The organism is Vitreoscilla sp. C1, from assembly GCF_002951955.2.
GTDB lineage: Bacteria > Pseudomonadota > Gammaproteobacteria > Burkholderiales > Neisseriaceae > Vitreoscilla > Vitreoscilla stercoraria.
In genome coordinates this window covers 20,031-37,172 of record NZ_CP019644.2, presented here as the reverse complement: position 1 = coordinate 37,172, position 17,142 = coordinate 20,031, and the positions used below count along the sequence as shown (strand labels likewise).

Sequence of the window (17,142 nt, the reverse complement as noted above, 5' to 3'; positions counted from 1 at the left end):
AGACATTCAAGCCAATAACGCCGCCATAAAGCGGTGTGATGAAGATTGGACTGAGGCTTTGCTTAAGCAGGATTGGCTTCATCAAAAAATTGATGCGCTATGCCAAACTCAACTTCAATCGCGCTAGCCAAAGCTTGAATGCCGTAACGCTCGGTAGCATGGTGTCCTGCGGCAATAAACGCCACATCAGTTTCGTTCGCCAAATGGTATTGCGCTTCCGAAATCTCGCCCGTGATATAAGCATCCACGCCCGCATCAATCGCGTCCTGAAAAAAGCCTTGCGCCCCACCCGTACACCAAGCCACATGCTGGATTGGTTTTTCAGGACGCCCAATCACAGTAGGTTGGCGCTGCAAAGCCGTTTCAATTTGCTGATTAAAATCCGCCAAACTCAAAGCGTCCTGTAACACGCCTTGCGCCAACAAATTTTGATGTCCAAATTGTGCTTGCATTTTCAAACCCAAAACATGCGCCAATTGTGCATTGTTGCCCCATTGCGGATGCGCATCCAAAGGCAAATGGTAGCCTGCAATGTTCAAACCTGCTTGCATCGCCGTTTGAATGCGTTTGAATTTCCAATCGGTAATCACTGTCGGTTCACTTTTCCAAAACCAGCCGTGGTGCACAAGCAATAAATCCGAACCATTAGCCACTGCCGCTTCAATTGCCGCCAAGCTCGCTGTCACCGCACAAGTGATATGCCCAATCTCGGCTTTGCCTTGCAATTGCAAACCATTGGGGGCGTAATCTTTGAATACATCGACCTGTAATTGGTTGTGTATCCACGTCATCAATTCATTGCGTTGCATTGTCTTCTCCTTACAGGACGCTTGATTTTCAATACGCATTATAACTGACAAATAAAAAACCCCGCCTAAGCGAGGTTTTTTTAAACATATAGCTACATGAATTACATCATGCCGCCCATGCCACCCATACCACCCATATCAGGCATTGCAGGTTTGTCTTCAGGGATTTCAGCTACCATCGCATCAGTGGTCAAAATCAAGCTAGCGATAGACGCTGCGTGTTGCAATGCAGAACGTGTCACTTTAGCAGGATCCAATACACCCATTTCCAACATGTCGCCGTATTCGCCCGTGCCAGCGTTGTAACCGAAGTTGCCTTCGCCTTTCAACACTTCGTTTACCACCACGCTAGGCTCGTCGCCTGCGTTTTGAACGATTTGGCGCAAAGGCTCTTCAATCGCGCGCAATACAATTTTGATACCCGCATCTTGTTCAGCGTTGTCGCCTTTTAATTCAACCAAAGCCGAACGAGCGCGCAACAAAGCAACGCCACCGCCAGGTACCACACCTTCTTCAACCGCAGCGCGAGTCGCATGCAACGCATCGTCCACACGGTCTTTTTTCTCTTTCATTTCAACTTCAGTTGCTGCGCCAACTTTGATCACTGCAACGCCGCCTGCCAATTTGGCAACACGCTCTTGCAATTTTTCTTTGTCGTATTCGCTGGTTGAAACTTCGATTTGTTGACGGATTTCTTTCACACGTGCGTCAACCACTTCTTTGCCACCCACACCATCAATCACGGTGGTGTTTTCTTTGCCCACTTCGATGCGTTTGGCTTGACCCAAATCTTCCAAAGTGGCTTTTTCCAAAGACAAGCCTACTTCTTCAGCAATCACAGTACCACCGGTCAAAATCGCGATGTCTTGCAACATGGCTTTGCGACGGTCACCGAAACCAGGTGCTTTAACAGCAACGGTTTTCAAAATGCCACGGATATTGTTCACCACCAAAGTTGCCAACGCTTCGCCATCAACGTCTTCAGCGATGATCAACAAAGGGCGGCTGGTTTTAGCCACTTGTTCCAAAACTGGCAACAATTCGCGGATGTTGCTGATTTTTTTGTCGTACAACAATACAAATGGCGCATCCAATTCAGCGATTTGTTTTTCAGCATTGTTGATGAAGTAAGGAGACAAATAGCCGCGATCAAACTGCATGCCTTTCACCACTTCTACTTCGTTTTCCAAAGATTTGCCATCTTCAACAGTGATCACGCCTTCTTTGCCTACTTCGTTCATCGCTTGAGCGATGATGTCGCCGATAGAAGTGTCAGAGTTAGCAGAAATAGACGCCACTTGCGCAATTTCTTTTGATTTTTCTGGAACTGGTTTGGCAATCACTTTCAATTCTTCAACCAAAGCGTTGACCGCTTTGTCGATACCGCGTTTCAAGTCCATAGGATTCATGCCCGCAGTCACGTATTTCATGCCTTCAGCCACAACCGCTTGAGCCAATACCGTTGCAGTAGTAGTGCCGTCACCTGCGATGTCGTTGGTTTTAGAAGCGACTTCTTTCACCAATTGCGCACCCATATTTTCGAATTTGTCTTTCAATTCGATTTCTTTGGCCACAGATACACCGTCTTTGGTGATGTGTGGGCCACCGAATGCACGGTCCAATACCACGTTGCGGCCTTTAGGACCCAAAGTCACTTTTACTGCGTTGGCCAAAACGTTTACGCCTTCAACCATTTTTTGACGGGCGTCGTTGCCAAATTTAACTTCTTTTGCTGCCATGGTGCGTCTCCAAAAATTAATCTATATTCAATTGAAATTCATAATGCGATAAGCGACTTCGTATTGGTCATCCGGATTGACTGGGCGAGCCGCCAAAAACCATTTGCCATCGAATGGGATTTGGAACAAATGGCGAGCCGCCGTAATACCAAAGCCACCTAAGTATTGATGCTGTTGACCTGTTTTGTAAGCTTCAAAATTGGTCTCATCAAAAACGAACAAATCTATCGGCGCGCCGTCATGTCCAATTTCCACACCTTGCTTACCACCGTCTAATTGACCTAACTCCCAAAAACGAAACAAAAACGTATCTTGGCTTTCACCAGCGACCGAAGTCGCAGTTTGTTCATTTTCATGTAATGGGCGTGGCGCAGTGTCTGTGACAACGGCTTTTTTAGCCGCAGGTGCTCGTTTTGCCATGATGATTAACCCATGATAGCGAAGACTTCGTCTTCTTTCATTACCAACAATTCTTGACCGTCAATTTTCACGGTTTGGCCTGAATATTTACCAAAAATCACTTTGTCGCCAACTTTCACATCCAAAGCTTGGCGTTCGCCGTTGTCATTGCGTTTGCCCGCGCCAACAGCCACAACTTCACCCATATCTGGTTTTTCAGCCGCAGCACCTGGCAATACGATACCAGAAGCAGTTTTTTCTTCAGCTTCAACACGTTTAACAACAATGCGGTCATGTAAAGGACGAATAGCCATGTGTAACTCTCCAAAATAAACGAGTGCGGATTATCCGCGTTGAATCATAATCTATGATAAGTGCGCCATTCTCATATTTCATATTTGATGAGAATACTTGCAACAACCTCTGATGCACGAGATAAGGCTGATATAGACAAATTCAAGTGCTTGCCTTAAAAAAAAATTCCTTAATATTTCAAACAATTAACAATTAAGCCTTGATAAAACACACTAATTTAGATGCTAATAGACTGAAATCAATACAATAATTTGATGATATCAGTTGTAGGACTCAATTCGTTTTGAAAGGAATGGTTGGTATGTTGTTACACTCGTTGCTCAGCAACCCTAAAGACGCACCGCTTTTAGCCGATGTGTCTTTCTTAAGTGGCGCTTTATTGCATGTTTTAGAGCATGAAACCGATGCCACGGTCTTAAAAGTGGTAAATGAGTTATTGCGCACACAAGACGCAGCAAGCACTTTGAAAACATGGTTGCCGACGCTGAACGACACCCAAACCGAACAATTGATTCGTGCATGTAGTTTGTTTGCCCAAGTATTCAACATTGCCGAAGATGCCCATCACGAACGCCGCCGCTTGAGCCACGAACAAGAAGGTGATTTGGAACATTCAGGCAGTTTGCGCGCCACAGTCGCGGCTTTGAAACCCAAATTAAGCCGCCAACAATTACAGGACGCTTTGAATGAAACGCAAATTTCTGCGGTTTTGACAGCGCATCCTACCGAAGTACAGCGCCAAACCATTTTGGGCATCAACCGCCACATTCGCACCATTTTAGACCAACGCTCTCGCACCTTAAGCAACCACGATTTGGAAGATTTGGAATGGAACATCCGCGCCACTTTGCTGACCTTATGGCAAACCAATGAAACCCGTTGGTTCAAAATCACGGTGGAAGACGAAATCAGCAATGGTTTGGGTTATTTCAATTTGAGTTTTTTACAAGCCTTACCCAAGCTTTATCGCAATATGCAACGCACCTTACAGGACGCTTATCCTGATATTCAATTGCCGAATATTTTGAATATTGGCGGTTGGATTGGCGGCGACCGCGATGGTAATCCGAATGTCAGTGCCGATACTTTGCGCTTTGCATTTTTAAAACAAGCCGATGTGATTTTTCACCATTACCGTGATGAATTGGCTGAACTCTACAAAGAATTGCCTTTATCAGACCGCCGTGTGCGTGTCAGCCCTGCGGTGCGTGCATTGTCAGATGCCTCTCCTGATTTGGAACGTGCCCGTCATGAAGAACCTTATCGCAGAGCCCTTGCAACCGTGGTGGCGCGCCTCGTAGCTTCAGGACGCTCATTGGGTTTGACTTTGGGTTCGCGCGTGGGCTTGTTAGAGCCTTATGCACAAGTGGAAGATTTTATTGCAGATTTGGAAGCCATCGCCGACTCACTCACACAAAACGGCAGCCGTTTGCTGGCTCAAGGTCGCTTGCAACAATTGATTCGTGCCGCATCGGTGTTTGGTTTTTACTTGATGCCATTGGATTTGCGCCAACACGCTGCACACCATGCAGATACAGTTGCCGACTTGTTCAAACATGCAGGTTTGGAAGATTTTTTAAGTTTGGACGATGCCCAGCGCAGCCAAGTATTACTGCGTGAATTGTCGAATCAACGCCCTTTATTCAACCGCTTTGTCACTTACAGTGCCGAAACCCAGCGTGAATTGGCGATTTTTCAGGCCGCTTACGAGATTAAAAACCGCTTTGGTGAAAATGCCATCAACCAATCGATTATTTCCAACTGCGAAACCGTCAGCGACATGTTGTGCTTGGCTTTGTTGTTGAAAGAATCGGGATTATTGTCGGTAGACGATGATGGCAAACCAAGCGCACGCGTAAACATCGTGCCTTTGTTTGAAACCATCGAAGCCTTAGAAGGTTGTATTGTGGTGATGGACGATTTGTTTGGCTTGCCTTGGTACCAAGCTTTGCTGCAAAGCCGTGACAATCGCCAAGAAATCATGCTTGGCTACTCAGACAGCAATAAAGACGGCGGTTACGTCACCAGCCAATGGTGTTTGTACCAAGCCGAAGCGCAATTGGTCGAAGTATTTGCCAAACACAATGTCAAAATGCGCTTGTTCCATGGTCGTGGTGGCAGCGTGGGTCGTGGTGGTGGTCCCTCTTACCAAGCGATTTTGGCGCAACCTGTTGGCTCGGTGGCAAACCAAATTCGTATTACCGAACAAGGTGAAGTCATTTCTGCCAAATACACCGATGAAGGCAATGCGCAGCGCAATTTAGAAGCGTTTGTGGCGGCAACTTTGGAAGCGAGCTTATTGCCGCATACCACTGAAAACCCTGATACTGAATTGATGCAAGCCTTGTCAGATGCAGCATTCAAGCATTACCGTCAATTGATTACCCATTCAGGTTTCATTGATTTCTTCTTACAAATCACACCAATTGAAGCAATTGCCTCGTTGAATATTGGCAGCCGCCCCGCTTCGCGCAAAACCTTGGCGCGCATTCAAGATTTGCGCGCGATTCCTTGGGTATTCTCTTGGACGCAAACCCGTTTGATTTTGCCCGCTTGGTATGGTTTTGGTACCGCCGTACAAACCGTGTGCGAACAAAATCCCGACGCTTTGAACATTTTACGCCACCAAGCCAAACATTCGGCATTCGTCCAAGCGATGTTATCCAACATGGAACAAGTATTGGCCAAAACCGATTTGGACATTGCCCGTTCGTATATTTCATTGGGTCAAGATGCAGAACAAGCACAAGTCATTTTCGGCTTGATTGAAGAAGAATACCAACGCAGCCGCCAAGCTTTGGCAGACATTTTGGGCTCACAACAATTGTTGATACACAATCGCTCTTTGGCTCGCTCTTTGGCGTTGCGCATGCCATTTTTGAATGCTTTGAATTGGCTGCAAATTCATTTATTACACCAGCTCAAAGCAGAGCCTGAACGCACCAATACGTTGAATTTGGTGCACGGCACGATTAACGGCATTGCCCAAGGCTTACGCAACACAGGTTAAAACTTTTTCAGCCCATTCTATATGAATGGGCTTTTTTGTCGCAGCAACACTTTTCACACACATTTAGAAAGGTTGTTTATGTTAGATTTAACCGCTTACTCGGCATTGAGTTTTGATGTTTACGGTACGTTGATTGATTGGGAAGCAGGCATTGCCGCTGTGTTGTCAGCTTGGGCGAAAAAACAAGGCTCCGATTTGGATGATGAGGCTTTGTTATTGGCTTATGCCGATCACGAAGCCGCTGTAGAAGCTGAGTACCCAAGTTTGGCTTATCCTGAAGTGTTACAGGCCGCTTTTCGCCGCACCGCCAAAACCTTGAATTTGCCTATTAACGATGCCGATGTCCAAGCTTTAGGACGTTCCGTACCACAATGGCCTGCGTTTGCAGATTCGGCTGAAGCTTTGCAGCGTTTGAAACAACATTACAAACTCATCATTTTATCAAATGTGCATGAAGAAGGTGTTGCCGGCAGCATCCAACATTTGCAAGTGGATTTTGACCAAATCAATACCGCTCAAGCCATTGGTTCTTACAAGCCAAGCGCACGCAATTTTCAATTTTTATTGGAACGCATTACCGATTTAGAGGTTGAAAAAGCGCAATTATTGCATGTGGCGCAATCTTTATTTCACGACCATGTTCCTGCCAAAGCCGTCGATTTAGACACAATTTGGATCAATCGCCGCCATGACAAACCCGGTTGGGGCGCAACACCTGACCCAAAAGCCGAAGTCACACCTGATTTGGCGTTTCCATCTTTGGCAGCATTTGCCGATGCAGTGGATGCAGCTTTTGCACCAGTCAACAGCTAATCAACTGAGCAGACAAAATAAGCGTCCTGTAAAGTTTACAGGACGCTTATTTATGGACTCAATATCAACCGTATTGCTTACCGCTTCTGGCTCGCTCGGTGAGCAATTGACGTCTAAAATGAATGCCTGAAAAAGATTGGTATTCATCCAAACTGCGCTCAAAACCCATGCCATAATGCTCTAAATACTGCAATGCGCGTGGGTCATCAACGGCCTTAATGCGCATCAAATGACGACAGCGCTGTTGTGCCAACATGTCTTTCAAACGCCATTCTTTGTGGTCTTGCCAATGCAATGGGCGTTTATTTAAATTTTTATAGTCATGCCACATAAATGGCTGATTCGGTAAATACAAATTATAACCATGCGTCCACAAACGTGCGGCATAGGTAATTTCTTCGCCATGAAAATAAATGTAAGGATCATATGGTACTTGCTTGAAAATACGGCTCGCACCAAACATACAACCTGCTGCCACAAATGCTGTTTTAGAACACGTTTCAGGCGCGTGACGCAAATCAATCGCACCTGAAGTGACATCAGGCAATTGGGTGTTGCGGAAGCTTTGTACATTAAAATACGTGTACATTTGCGGATCCAACGAATTTTTCTCCGTATCCAAACCCATAGGATAATGGGTAATGATGGCATTTTCATCCTTCAATTTGGCGTACATATTTAAAACCGTCGTATCCCAACCTTCGGCAAAACGGCTGTGACTGTCAATTTGCAAGGCAAAATCTTGGTCGCCTAACAATTTATTCCACACATAACCACGCGCCCAACAAGCGCCTTGTGCCTCTGTATAGTCCAAAATGTGTTGCAACACTTGTGGATGGTTGTGTACCAGACAATCCTTGTCTTTTTGTAAGTGTACTTGGTTAAAAATACCAATAAAAATACGTTCTGGGTGATCTGCATTTTCCAACAAAGACCGTACAGTCGTGGGCAATTGTGGATCCCGATATGCAGCAATGGATACAAAAATAGAAGCTTGATCTAAATGTTTCATAATGATATTAATAATATATATTTTTGTAAATTGAGCCCACAGTGGATGGGCTCAATTTATTGTACGACTAAAAATGATAACGAACACCTATCTGTCCGCTGGCTTTGCGATAACCTGAGTCACCCCATTGCATACCAGCACCAGCCCAAACTTCTGTTTGCGCCCCTACTTGTGCCACTACACCGACTTGCGTATCTACTACTTTACGTTGACCATCAAATATTACACGATGATGGTCCATTTCAACCGATAAATTTCGATTTTGCTGATATACATTGACTTCAGCATACGGTTTGATGCGTGAATTCTGACCCACAGCCATATCGGCCTGTACTTTCACACCCGCACCCACACGCCATAAAGCCTTATTGTTGGTTTTCACCTCAGTCCCATCGCTCAAAGTCACGCTATTGGCTTTGATATTGTGATGATCGACCATCACTTGTGGCTGTATGCTAAAGCGTGAACCCTTGGCATTGGTATGTTCAAAACCATAAGATACTTTGTTTTGCACACTCACGCCTTTGGCAGCATATTTTACCGCTGCGGCATTTTCACCATTGAGTTCATGATCAAATTGATTCCACAAAATTTGGCTACTCACTTTTAAGCCTTTGCCTGAATCAGGTTGTTGTGCATACTCTGCATACGCACCAGCGGCATAAGCTGTGGTTTTGCCTTTGGATTCATACACCGTAATTTTAGAGCGGCTGCGTGAATCATATTGACCATAAGCGGCAGTCACGCCCACTTGAAAATGATCATTACCAATGATTTTCACGCCTGTTTGCACCGCATCATACGTCGCATCCAAACGCACTTGTTTGCCACCCACATCATAATGCTCATCATCACGGCGATAAGCCACCCAAACGTCTTTTTGATTGCCTAAATTATTCACATTGCGCTGCTGAAATTGGCGACGCGCACCCAAAGTATGCATATCAAACAATTGATGCACTGCCACTTGATGACCAATGACAGTCGCCGCTTCAGGACGGTATACAGGCGTAGCAACTATGGCAGACGGTACTGGCTGACTCGGCTGATTCGATTGCGCAAGATTACCTGTCACCGTCTCTGTATCAGTATCCGTAACATTTGGCACCGCTTCCACCAAACCACTTTCAGGCTGATTAGGCTTATTTTCTGTCTGTGGTAGCACAGGCTCATTGGCAACTGAATTAGACCCCAAAGAACCATTGTTTTGCACTGGCGGTGTTTGCGGTTGAGTATCTTGCAATTGATCGATTTCAGGTTGAGCTGGCTGACTTTCCGTTGGTTTGGATGTCAAAGAGCCATTGTTTTGCAATGGTGGCGTTTGTGGTTGAGAATCTAACGACTCATCGGCTTCAGGTGTCAATGGACTATTGGTTGCCACAGGTGTTTCAGGTTTGGTGACTTCTGTTTTCAAATACCAATTATTGGCATTGGTTTGGCCTCGTTGTAATTGGTATTCATACGCTCCTGCAGTAATCCGACCGACTTGTTTAAACTGCGCTTTGGAATCACCTTTGACCGCAATCAACAAATAACCATCGGCTTCGGCTTGGCGATTGGCAATCAAACCATTCGCACCGCCCGCTTGGCGCACAGACACCGCACTCTCGCCACTGCTATTGCCATGAATGTTCACAGAACCCATTTGTACTTGATCTGCTACAGACAAATGCGCATACACATCCATGTGACTGCCTGTTTCACCATGATAGTTGCCTAAAACATCCAGCTCACTGTTCACATGTGCCAAAGAAACACGGCCTGCATTGTTCAAGTTTTTAACCGAAGCTTTCACGTCTCCAACGACCAAATTGGCATCTTGGTAAACATGAAAACTAGAATTCACATTGCTGCCATTGACCACCACCGTACCTGCATGCACATTGCTGTTGCCGCGATAGGTATTGTGGCCATTGAGCACCAAGACACCGCGACCCTTTTTATCAAAACCACCCGCAGCCCCACTGACTGAGCGGTCATCGCCAATGTTATTGTCAAAATATGCCGTTTGTTCTTGGGGAATGTCCAATTCACTTTGACCCCAAGCAAATTGTCCATAACCACCGATGGCAGCATCACGGTTTACCGCACCCCAACCTGTTTGCTCGTCAATGCCTGCAGCACCAATATCATCAGCAGTACCGAGCACCACTTCAAATATGTTCTTCGCACTCATCCATGGATAACGCTGCTCAACCAAACCTGCAATCGCTGTAACATTCGGCGCCGCCCATGACGTACCATAATATTCACCATAGCGAATATTGCCAGCTTCATCACGCAAGAATTCCCCTTGCTCATCACGCAGTGCTGGTCCTTGTGGCGCAGCAACACAGTAATACATACTGATATTACAATGCTGAATATCATCCGCCGCATCAGTCGCTGTTTGATTCAGGCCGGTCACATTAATCCAATGGCCGTAATACTGCCCTTGGTACTTCAAAGCTTCATTTTTGTTGATAGAAGCGGTGTATTCAATTAAAGGCGCATATGCAAACGTGCTTGGCCAATCATTGCCTGCCGCAGACACAACCAAAGCATTATTGGCTTTGATTTGATCATATTGTTTTTTGTATGAATTAAAAGGCACCAACGCATCGTTGTAATTGCCCCAAGCAGTACTGGTGCCAATGATTTTTACAGGACGCTCACTTGAGATTTTGACCACTGCATTGTAATAGTCTTCCAAACGTCCATTAAAACCTTCACCTTGCAACATGCCCACCAAAACATTGGCTTGAGGCGCTTGCTTTAAAATGGTGTAAGTCATCCAAGTACCATGTTCGCTCTGACTGGTTCGGATGTCATCGGTAAAATACAAACGACCCTCGCTGTTTCGAGCGACATTGGCATTCACTGCCAAACCTTGCGTAATTTGCTGGCGATAATTTCCCAATGCAAACGCGCTATTGTCAAAGCTGGTGCCTGTGTCCAAATACGCTACGGTGACACCACGGCCATTAATGAGTTATTGTCAAATCTGGTGTATGGCATTCAGGCCGCTTTCTCTGTTGATTGCTCGTCTTCCTGCTTGCCATCTTTGAAGATGACGTTGTTGACCACCAAGGTCAATAAGTTGAATCCTTGAATCCGGCGCCAACGCTTTTGGGCCGTTTCCAATAATTTGTACACCATCGCCAAAGTGGTTTCTCTGGAACCGCAGTTTTTAGCCCGCTTACTACGCAATCGTACGGTAGCAAACGTGGATTCAATCGGGTTGGTGGTGCGGATGTGCGTCCAATGCACATTTGGAAAGTCATAGAATGCCAATAACTCTTCTTCATCCTTCACCAGTTTGTTAATGGCTTTGGGGTATTTGTCACCAAAGCGAGCCACTGTTTGTTTGAAGGCTTGTTCTGCACTTTCTTTGGTTTCGGCCATCCAAATTTCTTTCAAAGCCTCTCGCAATTTGCCTTGTACCGATTTGGGTACGGCTGCCAACACATTGGCCGTTTTGTGCACCCAACAGCGCTGATGTTTGGTGTCTGGATAAGACTTGGCCATGGCATTCCAAAAGCCCAACGCACCATCGCCGACCGCCAATTTTGGACTGGTTTCCAAACCCCTCAAACGCAAGCCTATCAACACTTCTGACCAACTGACTTCAGATTCCCGATAACCATCTTCAACCGCCACCAACTCTTTATGTCCTTGATCAGTCACACCAATGATGACCAGCAAACACAGTCTATCGTCCAATCGCACATTGCTGTAAATGCCATCGGCCCACCAATACACATAGCGTTTGCCCTTTAAATCCCGCTGGCTCCATTGCCGATGTTCGTCCGTCCAATGTTGCTTCAAACGACTGATGGTATTGGCTGACAAGCCTTTGGCCTGCTCTCCCAATACAGCCGCCAAAGCTTGTTGGTGGTCACCTGTGGAAATGCCTTTCAAATACAGCCATGGCAGCAATTCTTCGATGCTTTTGGTACGTTTCAAATAAGGCGGCAACAATTGACTGTTGAAACACACACCGTCACCACTGCGATCTCGTACCTTCGGCACTTTCACCTGTACATCACCAATGCCAGTCTGCACTGTTCGTTCCGGCAAATAACCATTTCTGACCAATGCTTGGCGACCATCGGGAAGTTTCTTGGGTGAGTGTTGCTCCAGCAAAATCTGCAATTCGGTTTCAACTGCTTTGGCAATCAACTCCCTGGCTCCCTGACGCAGCAAATCGGTCAATGGGTCATTGAATGTTTGCTGTGGTTGTACGAATGCATTTGGGTTAGAATCAGTCATGGCGTATTCCTTTTGTTGGTTGAAATCTTTGGTCGGAAATCAATCAACAGGATACGCCTTCTTCATTTGTTCGTCATACACCAGAAATGACTATAGCTCGCCATTAATACCTTGGCGTTCTAATAAAGACTTTTGTTGATAGCCAGAAGAAGCATAGGCAACAGGGCTACCCAAACCAATGACCATTGCAGAAACCACAGATGCTTTAGATAAAGTCATACCATGAGCAGAGTCCACATCCACTGTGTGAATCACAACCCAATCTTGTATTAACTCATTCCACTTTAAATGATAAACATTACCCGAGACACTTTTCATGACTACTCCATAATTTATAAAAAACAAAGACTTGTTTAAAATTCATACGCAATCATAGTTTCAAGAAAAAGCAAAGACACTTAGCCACTCAATACATCAGTGTCATTACTATTTTTTTGTGGGTGTTTTTAATCTACACTTGTCGGCATTCGATAAAATGGATCCAACCATTTCATCTATGGGGCCATTTGGATTCTTTATGATTTTTCTAGCTCGAAAAACTTATGCATATATGAACAATACAAGAGCGATGAATCATAGGCAAAAATTTGATTTATATCAAATAATTTACAGATGATTACCCATTAACAACATATCAACACTTTTGAAAAATCGCACTTAAAAGTTCCAAAATAAATTCAACTTATTGTTTTTAATTGACAAATAATTTATATTATATGCATATTTAATTTTTTAAAACCATTGGCATTTTGACTGAAAAACAACTTTCTAAAATAGCCTTTTCAAAATATGACTTAAATCAATTAAAAATAGTCAAATTTCGGCCATATAATTCACATCACCATCTGTTTTTATTCAAGAATTAATCATCTAATCATCTAATCATCTAATCATCTAATCATCTAATCATCTTATTAATTAAATATTAATGTCATAAAAAAATTAATTTAAGTTTGTTGGAAGACCGCGATTAATCATATTGATATTAATGAAATCAGACTGCATTTTGCTCTTAAGCAAACACAATGCCAATTCAATTTGATGTGACCCACACATAAAGATATCCAAAGCCGCATAAGCATGCTCTGGCCATGTGTGAATACTGATATGAGATTCTGCTAATAGCAAAACGCCAGTGACGCCACCACCCGCACCAAAAGTGTGAAAATGGCTGTTGATAATGGTCGCTCCTGCTGCGTGTGCAACTTCTCGCAGCAAAGCTTCGATGCGTACAGCATCTTTTGCCCATTCAATATCGATACCACTTACATCAAGTAAGCAGTGTTGCCCTGCTAACTGCATAAATCAACCTTATTTGTGCCAACCACCACTGCTTGGCGTGCGTACCACTGAACTGTTACCAGACTTTGAAGCGGTGCTACTGGTAGAAACCATAGAATAATTGATACTGGTACTGGCAACCAACAATGCTACCGCAGCCCAAGAAAAAAATCCCTTCATATTGATTCCTTATTTGACCTCAGGTATTTTTATTAAAAATCATTTTCAAAATCCAATGCACTATCAAGGTCACAATAATGACACCAAATAAGCCGTCCCCCATCAAACCCATCAGCATGGCAGGAAAATTCAAGACCAAATAAATCAAGAGCCAAATCATGGCTTTGTTAGAGCCTACGGCATTAGAAGCCGTATTGACAGCCGCAGCTCCTGCACCAGCATTAAAATGACTCGCCTCAACGCGCAAGGCATTTTGTGCCAATTGATTGGCTTGACCCAACTCCATTGGCTTGGCAATTTGATTGTTTTGAAACCATGCAGCCACTGCCGCAGCAGGAATTTCAGTCACAGCCGACCAAGATTGCTCAAATGCGGTCAAAGCAGCTGACAGTTTTTTCTTTTCAGTACCAAAATCTGTGTAATATGTAACGTCTTTCGGTGCCACATTCCAATAAAATGCCCCCGCGGCATATTGCACTTGTCCACCATAATCGTACAATAAGTTTACAGGACGCTTGTTATCGTTAATAGGACGCAAAGGCATTTGTAACTGTGGCCACGTATTCAAAGTCTTGGCAATGGCCCAACGATTGCCTGACATTTCAGTCAACCACAAAAAACCTTTTTCAGGCGCATACAATAAATACTCACACCAAGGATCGCCCTCAGGGACTAAGATTTTAGGTTGATTACCAGGATACAAAGTCGAACGTGCCGCATTGCCCGCCACTTCCGATTGTTTCATCGCACCAATGACCCACCATTGTTGCCTCATAATCGTCGCTTGGCTGCCCAGATTCAATGTAAAAGCGTTGTCTTGTTCCATGCGCATGTTGCGCGTTTCCACCACAACCGCTTGTTCTGCACTGAAATCAATCTGACTTTGACAATAATGACACACCACATGCGTGGCCACACCTGTCACCCATTGCACCGTACCACCGCAATTGGGACATTTACTGCCTTGTGCGCTGCCTTTTAAGCGGCCTGCACTTTCTTGAATTTGGTCTTTGGTACGCAAATTTTGCAAACCCAAAACCGATAATTCAACACCTTGCCCAATAAATACTTCAGGCCGCTTATTGTCATTGGTATAGTCTAACGTCATGAAAGTGTCGGTGCTACGACAATCGACCACTTTCGCCACTTCATTTTCAGGCACGATATACGGCAATTCACCTTCCGCAGCATAACGGCTGCGGTTGGCTTCGCGGATGTCTGCCACAGCATAAGACTTGGGTCCATAAGAAAACCAAGTGGCGCCAATTTGAATGTCTTCAAATTTGGGCAATTCGCCAATTTGCGCGGCGGTTTCGAGTTCGGTAAACACAAACAAATCAGCAGACTCAGACAACCACGTGCTGCGCCCGTCATGTAACAAAGCATGCCATTCATTCCAACTGCCACCTTCGTATTGCACTTGCAAGCGTCCCACCAAAGTGAACAACATGCCTTTGTAAGAACCGTTGGTGCCCACTTGCAAAGGCGAAAAGTCTTGCAACAATACCGAATGGCGACCTGAAGCGGCCAATTGCTCCCCGCTTCGCACCAACATCGAATGACAAGAGCCGCACACTACCGTAACGGCAGTAGCAGATTGCACCTCGACATTGGCACCACATTGAGGACAAGACGTATGAAACAAACTAGCCACGCTGAACCTTTACCGTTATCCCGTGATTTTTTTAATGACTTCCGCCTTGGCAGCATCAAAGTCATCCTGACTGATCAAACCTTGGTCTAACAAAGTTTTCAGTTGCATCAATTTACTCGCTAAATCTTCGCCACCGCCTGTTCCTACCGTTGCCGCACCTGCTGCGGCACCCGCGCCGACTGCTGCGGTTTGTTGAGGTAGCGTTGGTTGTTGATAAGGCTGTTGATAAGGCATTTGAGGCTGTTGTATACCGGGCATCATCGCTTGAGTCATGGCATTACCCATACCCATACCAGCGGCAATGCCTGCGCCAATACCTGCAATCCCACCCTCATTTTGTGCTGCCATGGGAATGGCTTGGGCAGTTTGAAATTGGGTATAGCGTGACATATCGCCAATAATGCCCATACCCATGCGCTCGTCCATGCGTTTTTGCAAAGCTTCAGGCAAGGTCACGCTTTCAACGGTAAAGCTTTCTAGCAACAAACCAATGCGTGCAAACAAAGGTTGCAGCAATTCTGTCATTTTGTGTGACAAACCAACTTGATTGGCCGCCATGTCCAAAAATGGAATGCCTGAAGTACCAAACGCCGAAGCCAAATTGGTCACAGCCAAATTGCGCAATTGTTCTTCTAATTGATTGCCACGATATTCTACTGTCACGCCTGTCACTTCACGGAAAAACAAAGAAGGGTCAGCAATACGGAATGAATACATGCCAAACGCACGCACCGCCACCGCACCAAAATCACTGTCACGAATGGTGACAGGCTGAGACGTGCCCCAACGACGTGACAATTGTTGGCGCATATTGAAGAAATACACATCCGACTTGAACGGCGACTCAAACATTCTTGACCAGTTTTTCAAGTTGGTCAAAATGGGTAAGTTTTGTGTGGTGAGTTTATAAGTACCCGCTGTAAATACATCGGCTGTCACGCCTTCGTCCACAAACATCGCCGCTTGCGAATCTCGTACTGTTAAGCTAGCGCCGTTTTGAATTTCCTCATCTTGAATCGGAAAACGCCACATTAAGACTTCAGGTTCAGGATTGGGCCATTGAATGACATCAATGAATTGTTTCTTGATGAAACCACCTACATCCGCACCGCCAAAAATGGATTTAAAAACCATAATGTCATTCCTTTTAACTTAATGAAGCGGCATTTAAAATACCGATGGATACCGACAAGCCCAAAAACAAAATACCCACAGCCACATTGTTATTGCGCAATTGTTCATCGGCATCTGGTATCAAACGCGTCGCCACAAAATACACCAAAATTTGAATCACGGCCGCAGCAGCACCCCAAATCACAAAACTGAGCATGCCAACAGATTGCATCATGCTTGAAATCAAAGTGATACAAAAACCTATCAGCGCCCCACTGAAAGACAAAGCACACGCCACATTACCTTCTTTGATGGCAGCCAATTCCCGAATCGGCGTGATGCGTGTATACACCGCCGCAAACACCACCAACATGATTAAGGCGACGCCAAAATATTTCAAATACAGTAAATATTGCCAAATTGCGATTTCCATCGTTGCATCCATTTCAGTATATTGGCACTAAATGTAGCCTAAAAACATCCAATTGTATACAAAACAATCATTCCAAACATGAACATATCATACGTAATTTTCAAACATTTTTAATTTTACAGGACGCTTTTAC

General features: G+C 44.9%; 15 protein-coding genes. 2 read left to right on the top strand and 13 right to left on the bottom strand.

Translation table 11 applies throughout. From position 1 onward, the window contains the following. Nucleotides 1-62 precede the first annotated feature (62 nt). From ADP71_RS00160 to groES, 4 genes are all read right to left on the bottom strand, one after another. A complete protein-coding gene (locus tag ADP71_RS00160) occupies nucleotides 63-809 on the bottom strand; it encodes a Nif3-like dinuclear metal center hexameric protein (protein ID WP_104931218.1) in 747 nt (248 codons plus the stop codon). A 101-nt stretch (nucleotides 810-910) separates the two neighbouring features. Continuing rightward, nucleotides 911-2,548 carry a chaperonin GroEL gene (groL, locus tag ADP71_RS00155; protein WP_019958213.1) on the bottom strand — a complete coding sequence of 546 codons (1,638 nt, stop codon included), beginning with the start codon at nucleotides 2,546-2,548 and terminating at the stop codon, nucleotides 911-913. Between the two features lie 27 nt (nucleotides 2,549-2,575). After that, nucleotides 2,576-2,968, bottom strand: coding sequence for a DUF1883 domain-containing protein (locus ADP71_RS00150; RefSeq protein WP_104931217.1), 393 nt, complete (start codon nucleotides 2,966-2,968; stop codon nucleotides 2,576-2,578). Nucleotides 2,969-2,973: 5 nt separating this feature from the next. Further along, a complete protein-coding gene (gene groES, locus ADP71_RS00145; RefSeq protein ID WP_019958211.1) occupies nucleotides 2,974-3,261 on the bottom strand; it encodes a co-chaperone GroES in 288 nt (95 codons plus the stop codon). A gap of 302 nt (nucleotides 3,262-3,563) precedes the next feature. Here groES and ppc point away from each other — a divergent pair, with 302 nt between their 5' ends. Beyond that, nucleotides 3,564-6,272 (top strand): phosphoenolpyruvate carboxylase, encoded by a 2,709-nt coding sequence (gene ppc, locus ADP71_RS00140; RefSeq protein WP_104931216.1) that lies wholly within the window; start codon nucleotides 3,564-3,566, stop codon nucleotides 6,270-6,272. 78 nt (nucleotides 6,273-6,350) lie between these two features. Beyond that, nucleotides 6,351-7,085 carry an HAD-IA family hydrolase gene (locus ADP71_RS00135; RefSeq protein ID WP_019958209.1) on the top strand — a complete coding sequence of 245 codons (735 nt, stop codon included), beginning with the start codon at nucleotides 6,351-6,353 and terminating at the stop codon, nucleotides 7,083-7,085. A gap of 64 nt (nucleotides 7,086-7,149) precedes the next feature. On the opposite strand, the gene ADP71_RS00130 is transcribed toward ADP71_RS00135, so the two are convergent. The 9 genes from ADP71_RS00130 to ADP71_RS00090 form a co-directional block, all read right to left on the bottom strand. Then, nucleotides 7,150-8,097, bottom strand: a complete 948-nt coding sequence (locus ADP71_RS00130) for a GlcNAc-transferase family protein (protein WP_019958208.1) — start codon at nucleotides 8,095-8,097, stop codon at nucleotides 7,150-7,152. Nucleotides 8,098-8,164: 67 nt separating this feature from the next. After that, a complete protein-coding gene (locus ADP71_RS00125; RefSeq protein WP_257793074.1) occupies nucleotides 8,165-11,065 on the bottom strand; it encodes an autotransporter outer membrane beta-barrel domain-containing protein in 2,901 nt (966 codons plus the stop codon). Between the two features lie 29 nt (nucleotides 11,066-11,094). Continuing rightward, a complete protein-coding gene (locus ADP71_RS00120) occupies nucleotides 11,095-12,348 on the bottom strand; it encodes an IS256 family transposase (RefSeq protein ID WP_104931213.1) in 1,254 nt (417 codons plus the stop codon). A 90-nt stretch (nucleotides 12,349-12,438) separates the two neighbouring features. Next, a complete protein-coding gene (locus ADP71_RS00115; protein ID WP_104931212.1) occupies nucleotides 12,439-12,666 on the bottom strand; it encodes a hypothetical protein in 228 nt (75 codons plus the stop codon). 624 nt (nucleotides 12,667-13,290) lie between these two features. Next, on the bottom strand, nucleotides 13,291-13,650 hold the full coding sequence (gene speD / locus ADP71_RS00110) for an adenosylmethionine decarboxylase (RefSeq protein WP_019958206.1): 360 nt from the start codon (nucleotides 13,648-13,650) through the stop codon (nucleotides 13,291-13,293). A 9-nt stretch (nucleotides 13,651-13,659) separates the two neighbouring features. Then, the gene (locus tag ADP71_RS00105) at nucleotides 13,660-13,809 is read right to left on the bottom strand and encodes a hypothetical protein (RefSeq protein WP_019958205.1); all 150 of its coding nucleotides are present in this window, start codon (nucleotides 13,807-13,809) and stop codon (nucleotides 13,660-13,662) included. Between the two features lie 19 nt (nucleotides 13,810-13,828). Beyond that, nucleotides 13,829-15,463 (bottom strand): DUF4178 domain-containing protein, encoded by a 1,635-nt coding sequence (locus ADP71_RS00100; RefSeq protein WP_019958204.1) that lies wholly within the window; start codon nucleotides 15,461-15,463, stop codon nucleotides 13,829-13,831. Nucleotides 15,464-15,478: 15 nt separating this feature from the next. Further along, a complete protein-coding gene (locus ADP71_RS00095) occupies nucleotides 15,479-16,597 on the bottom strand; it encodes an SPFH domain-containing protein (protein WP_019958203.1) in 1,119 nt (372 codons plus the stop codon). Nucleotides 16,598-16,610: 13 nt separating this feature from the next. Next, nucleotides 16,611-17,009, bottom strand: coding sequence for a DUF350 domain-containing protein (locus ADP71_RS00090; protein WP_019958202.1), 399 nt, complete (start codon nucleotides 17,007-17,009; stop codon nucleotides 16,611-16,613). Between the last annotated feature and the right edge of the window lie 133 nt (nucleotides 17,010-17,142).

Bases quoted from the DNA above. Each gene is read 5' to 3' on its own strand.
- ADP71_RS00160 (WP_104931218.1), bottom strand. From the start codon at position 809: ATGCAACGCAATGAATTGATGACGTGGATACACAACCAATTACAGGTC.
- groL (WP_019958213.1), bottom strand. From the start codon at position 2,548: ATGGCAGCAAAAGAAGTTAAATTTGGCAACGACGCCCGTCAAAAAATG.
- ADP71_RS00150 (WP_104931217.1), bottom strand. From the start codon at position 2,968: ATGGCAAAACGAGCACCTGCGGCTAAAAAAGCCGTTGTCACAGACACT.
- groES (WP_019958211.1), bottom strand. From the start codon at position 3,261: ATGGCTATTCGTCCTTTACATGACCGCATTGTTGTTAAACGTGTTGAA.
- ppc (WP_104931216.1), top strand. From the start codon at position 3,564: ATGTTGTTACACTCGTTGCTCAGCAACCCTAAAGACGCACCGCTTTTA.
- ADP71_RS00135 (WP_019958209.1), top strand. From the start codon at position 6,351: ATGTTAGATTTAACCGCTTACTCGGCATTGAGTTTTGATGTTTACGGT.
- ADP71_RS00130 (WP_019958208.1), bottom strand. From the start codon at position 8,097: ATGAAACATTTAGATCAAGCTTCTATTTTTGTATCCATTGCTGCATAT.
- ADP71_RS00120 (WP_104931213.1), bottom strand. From the start codon at position 12,348: ATGACTGATTCTAACCCAAATGCATTCGTACAACCACAGCAAACATTC.
- ADP71_RS00115 (WP_104931212.1), bottom strand. From the start codon at position 12,666: ATGAAAAGTGTCTCGGGTAATGTTTATCATTTAAAGTGGAATGAGTTA.
- speD (WP_019958206.1), bottom strand. From the start codon at position 13,650: ATGCAGTTAGCAGGGCAACACTGCTTACTTGATGTAAGTGGTATCGAT.
- ADP71_RS00105 (WP_019958205.1), bottom strand. From the start codon at position 13,809: ATGAAGGGATTTTTTTCTTGGGCTGCGGTAGCATTGTTGGTTGCCAGT.
- ADP71_RS00095 (WP_019958203.1), bottom strand. From the start codon at position 16,597: ATGGTTTTTAAATCCATTTTTGGCGGTGCGGATGTAGGTGGTTTCATC.
- ADP71_RS00090 (WP_019958202.1), bottom strand. From the start codon at position 17,009: ATGGAAATCGCAATTTGGCAATATTTACTGTATTTGAAATATTTTGGC.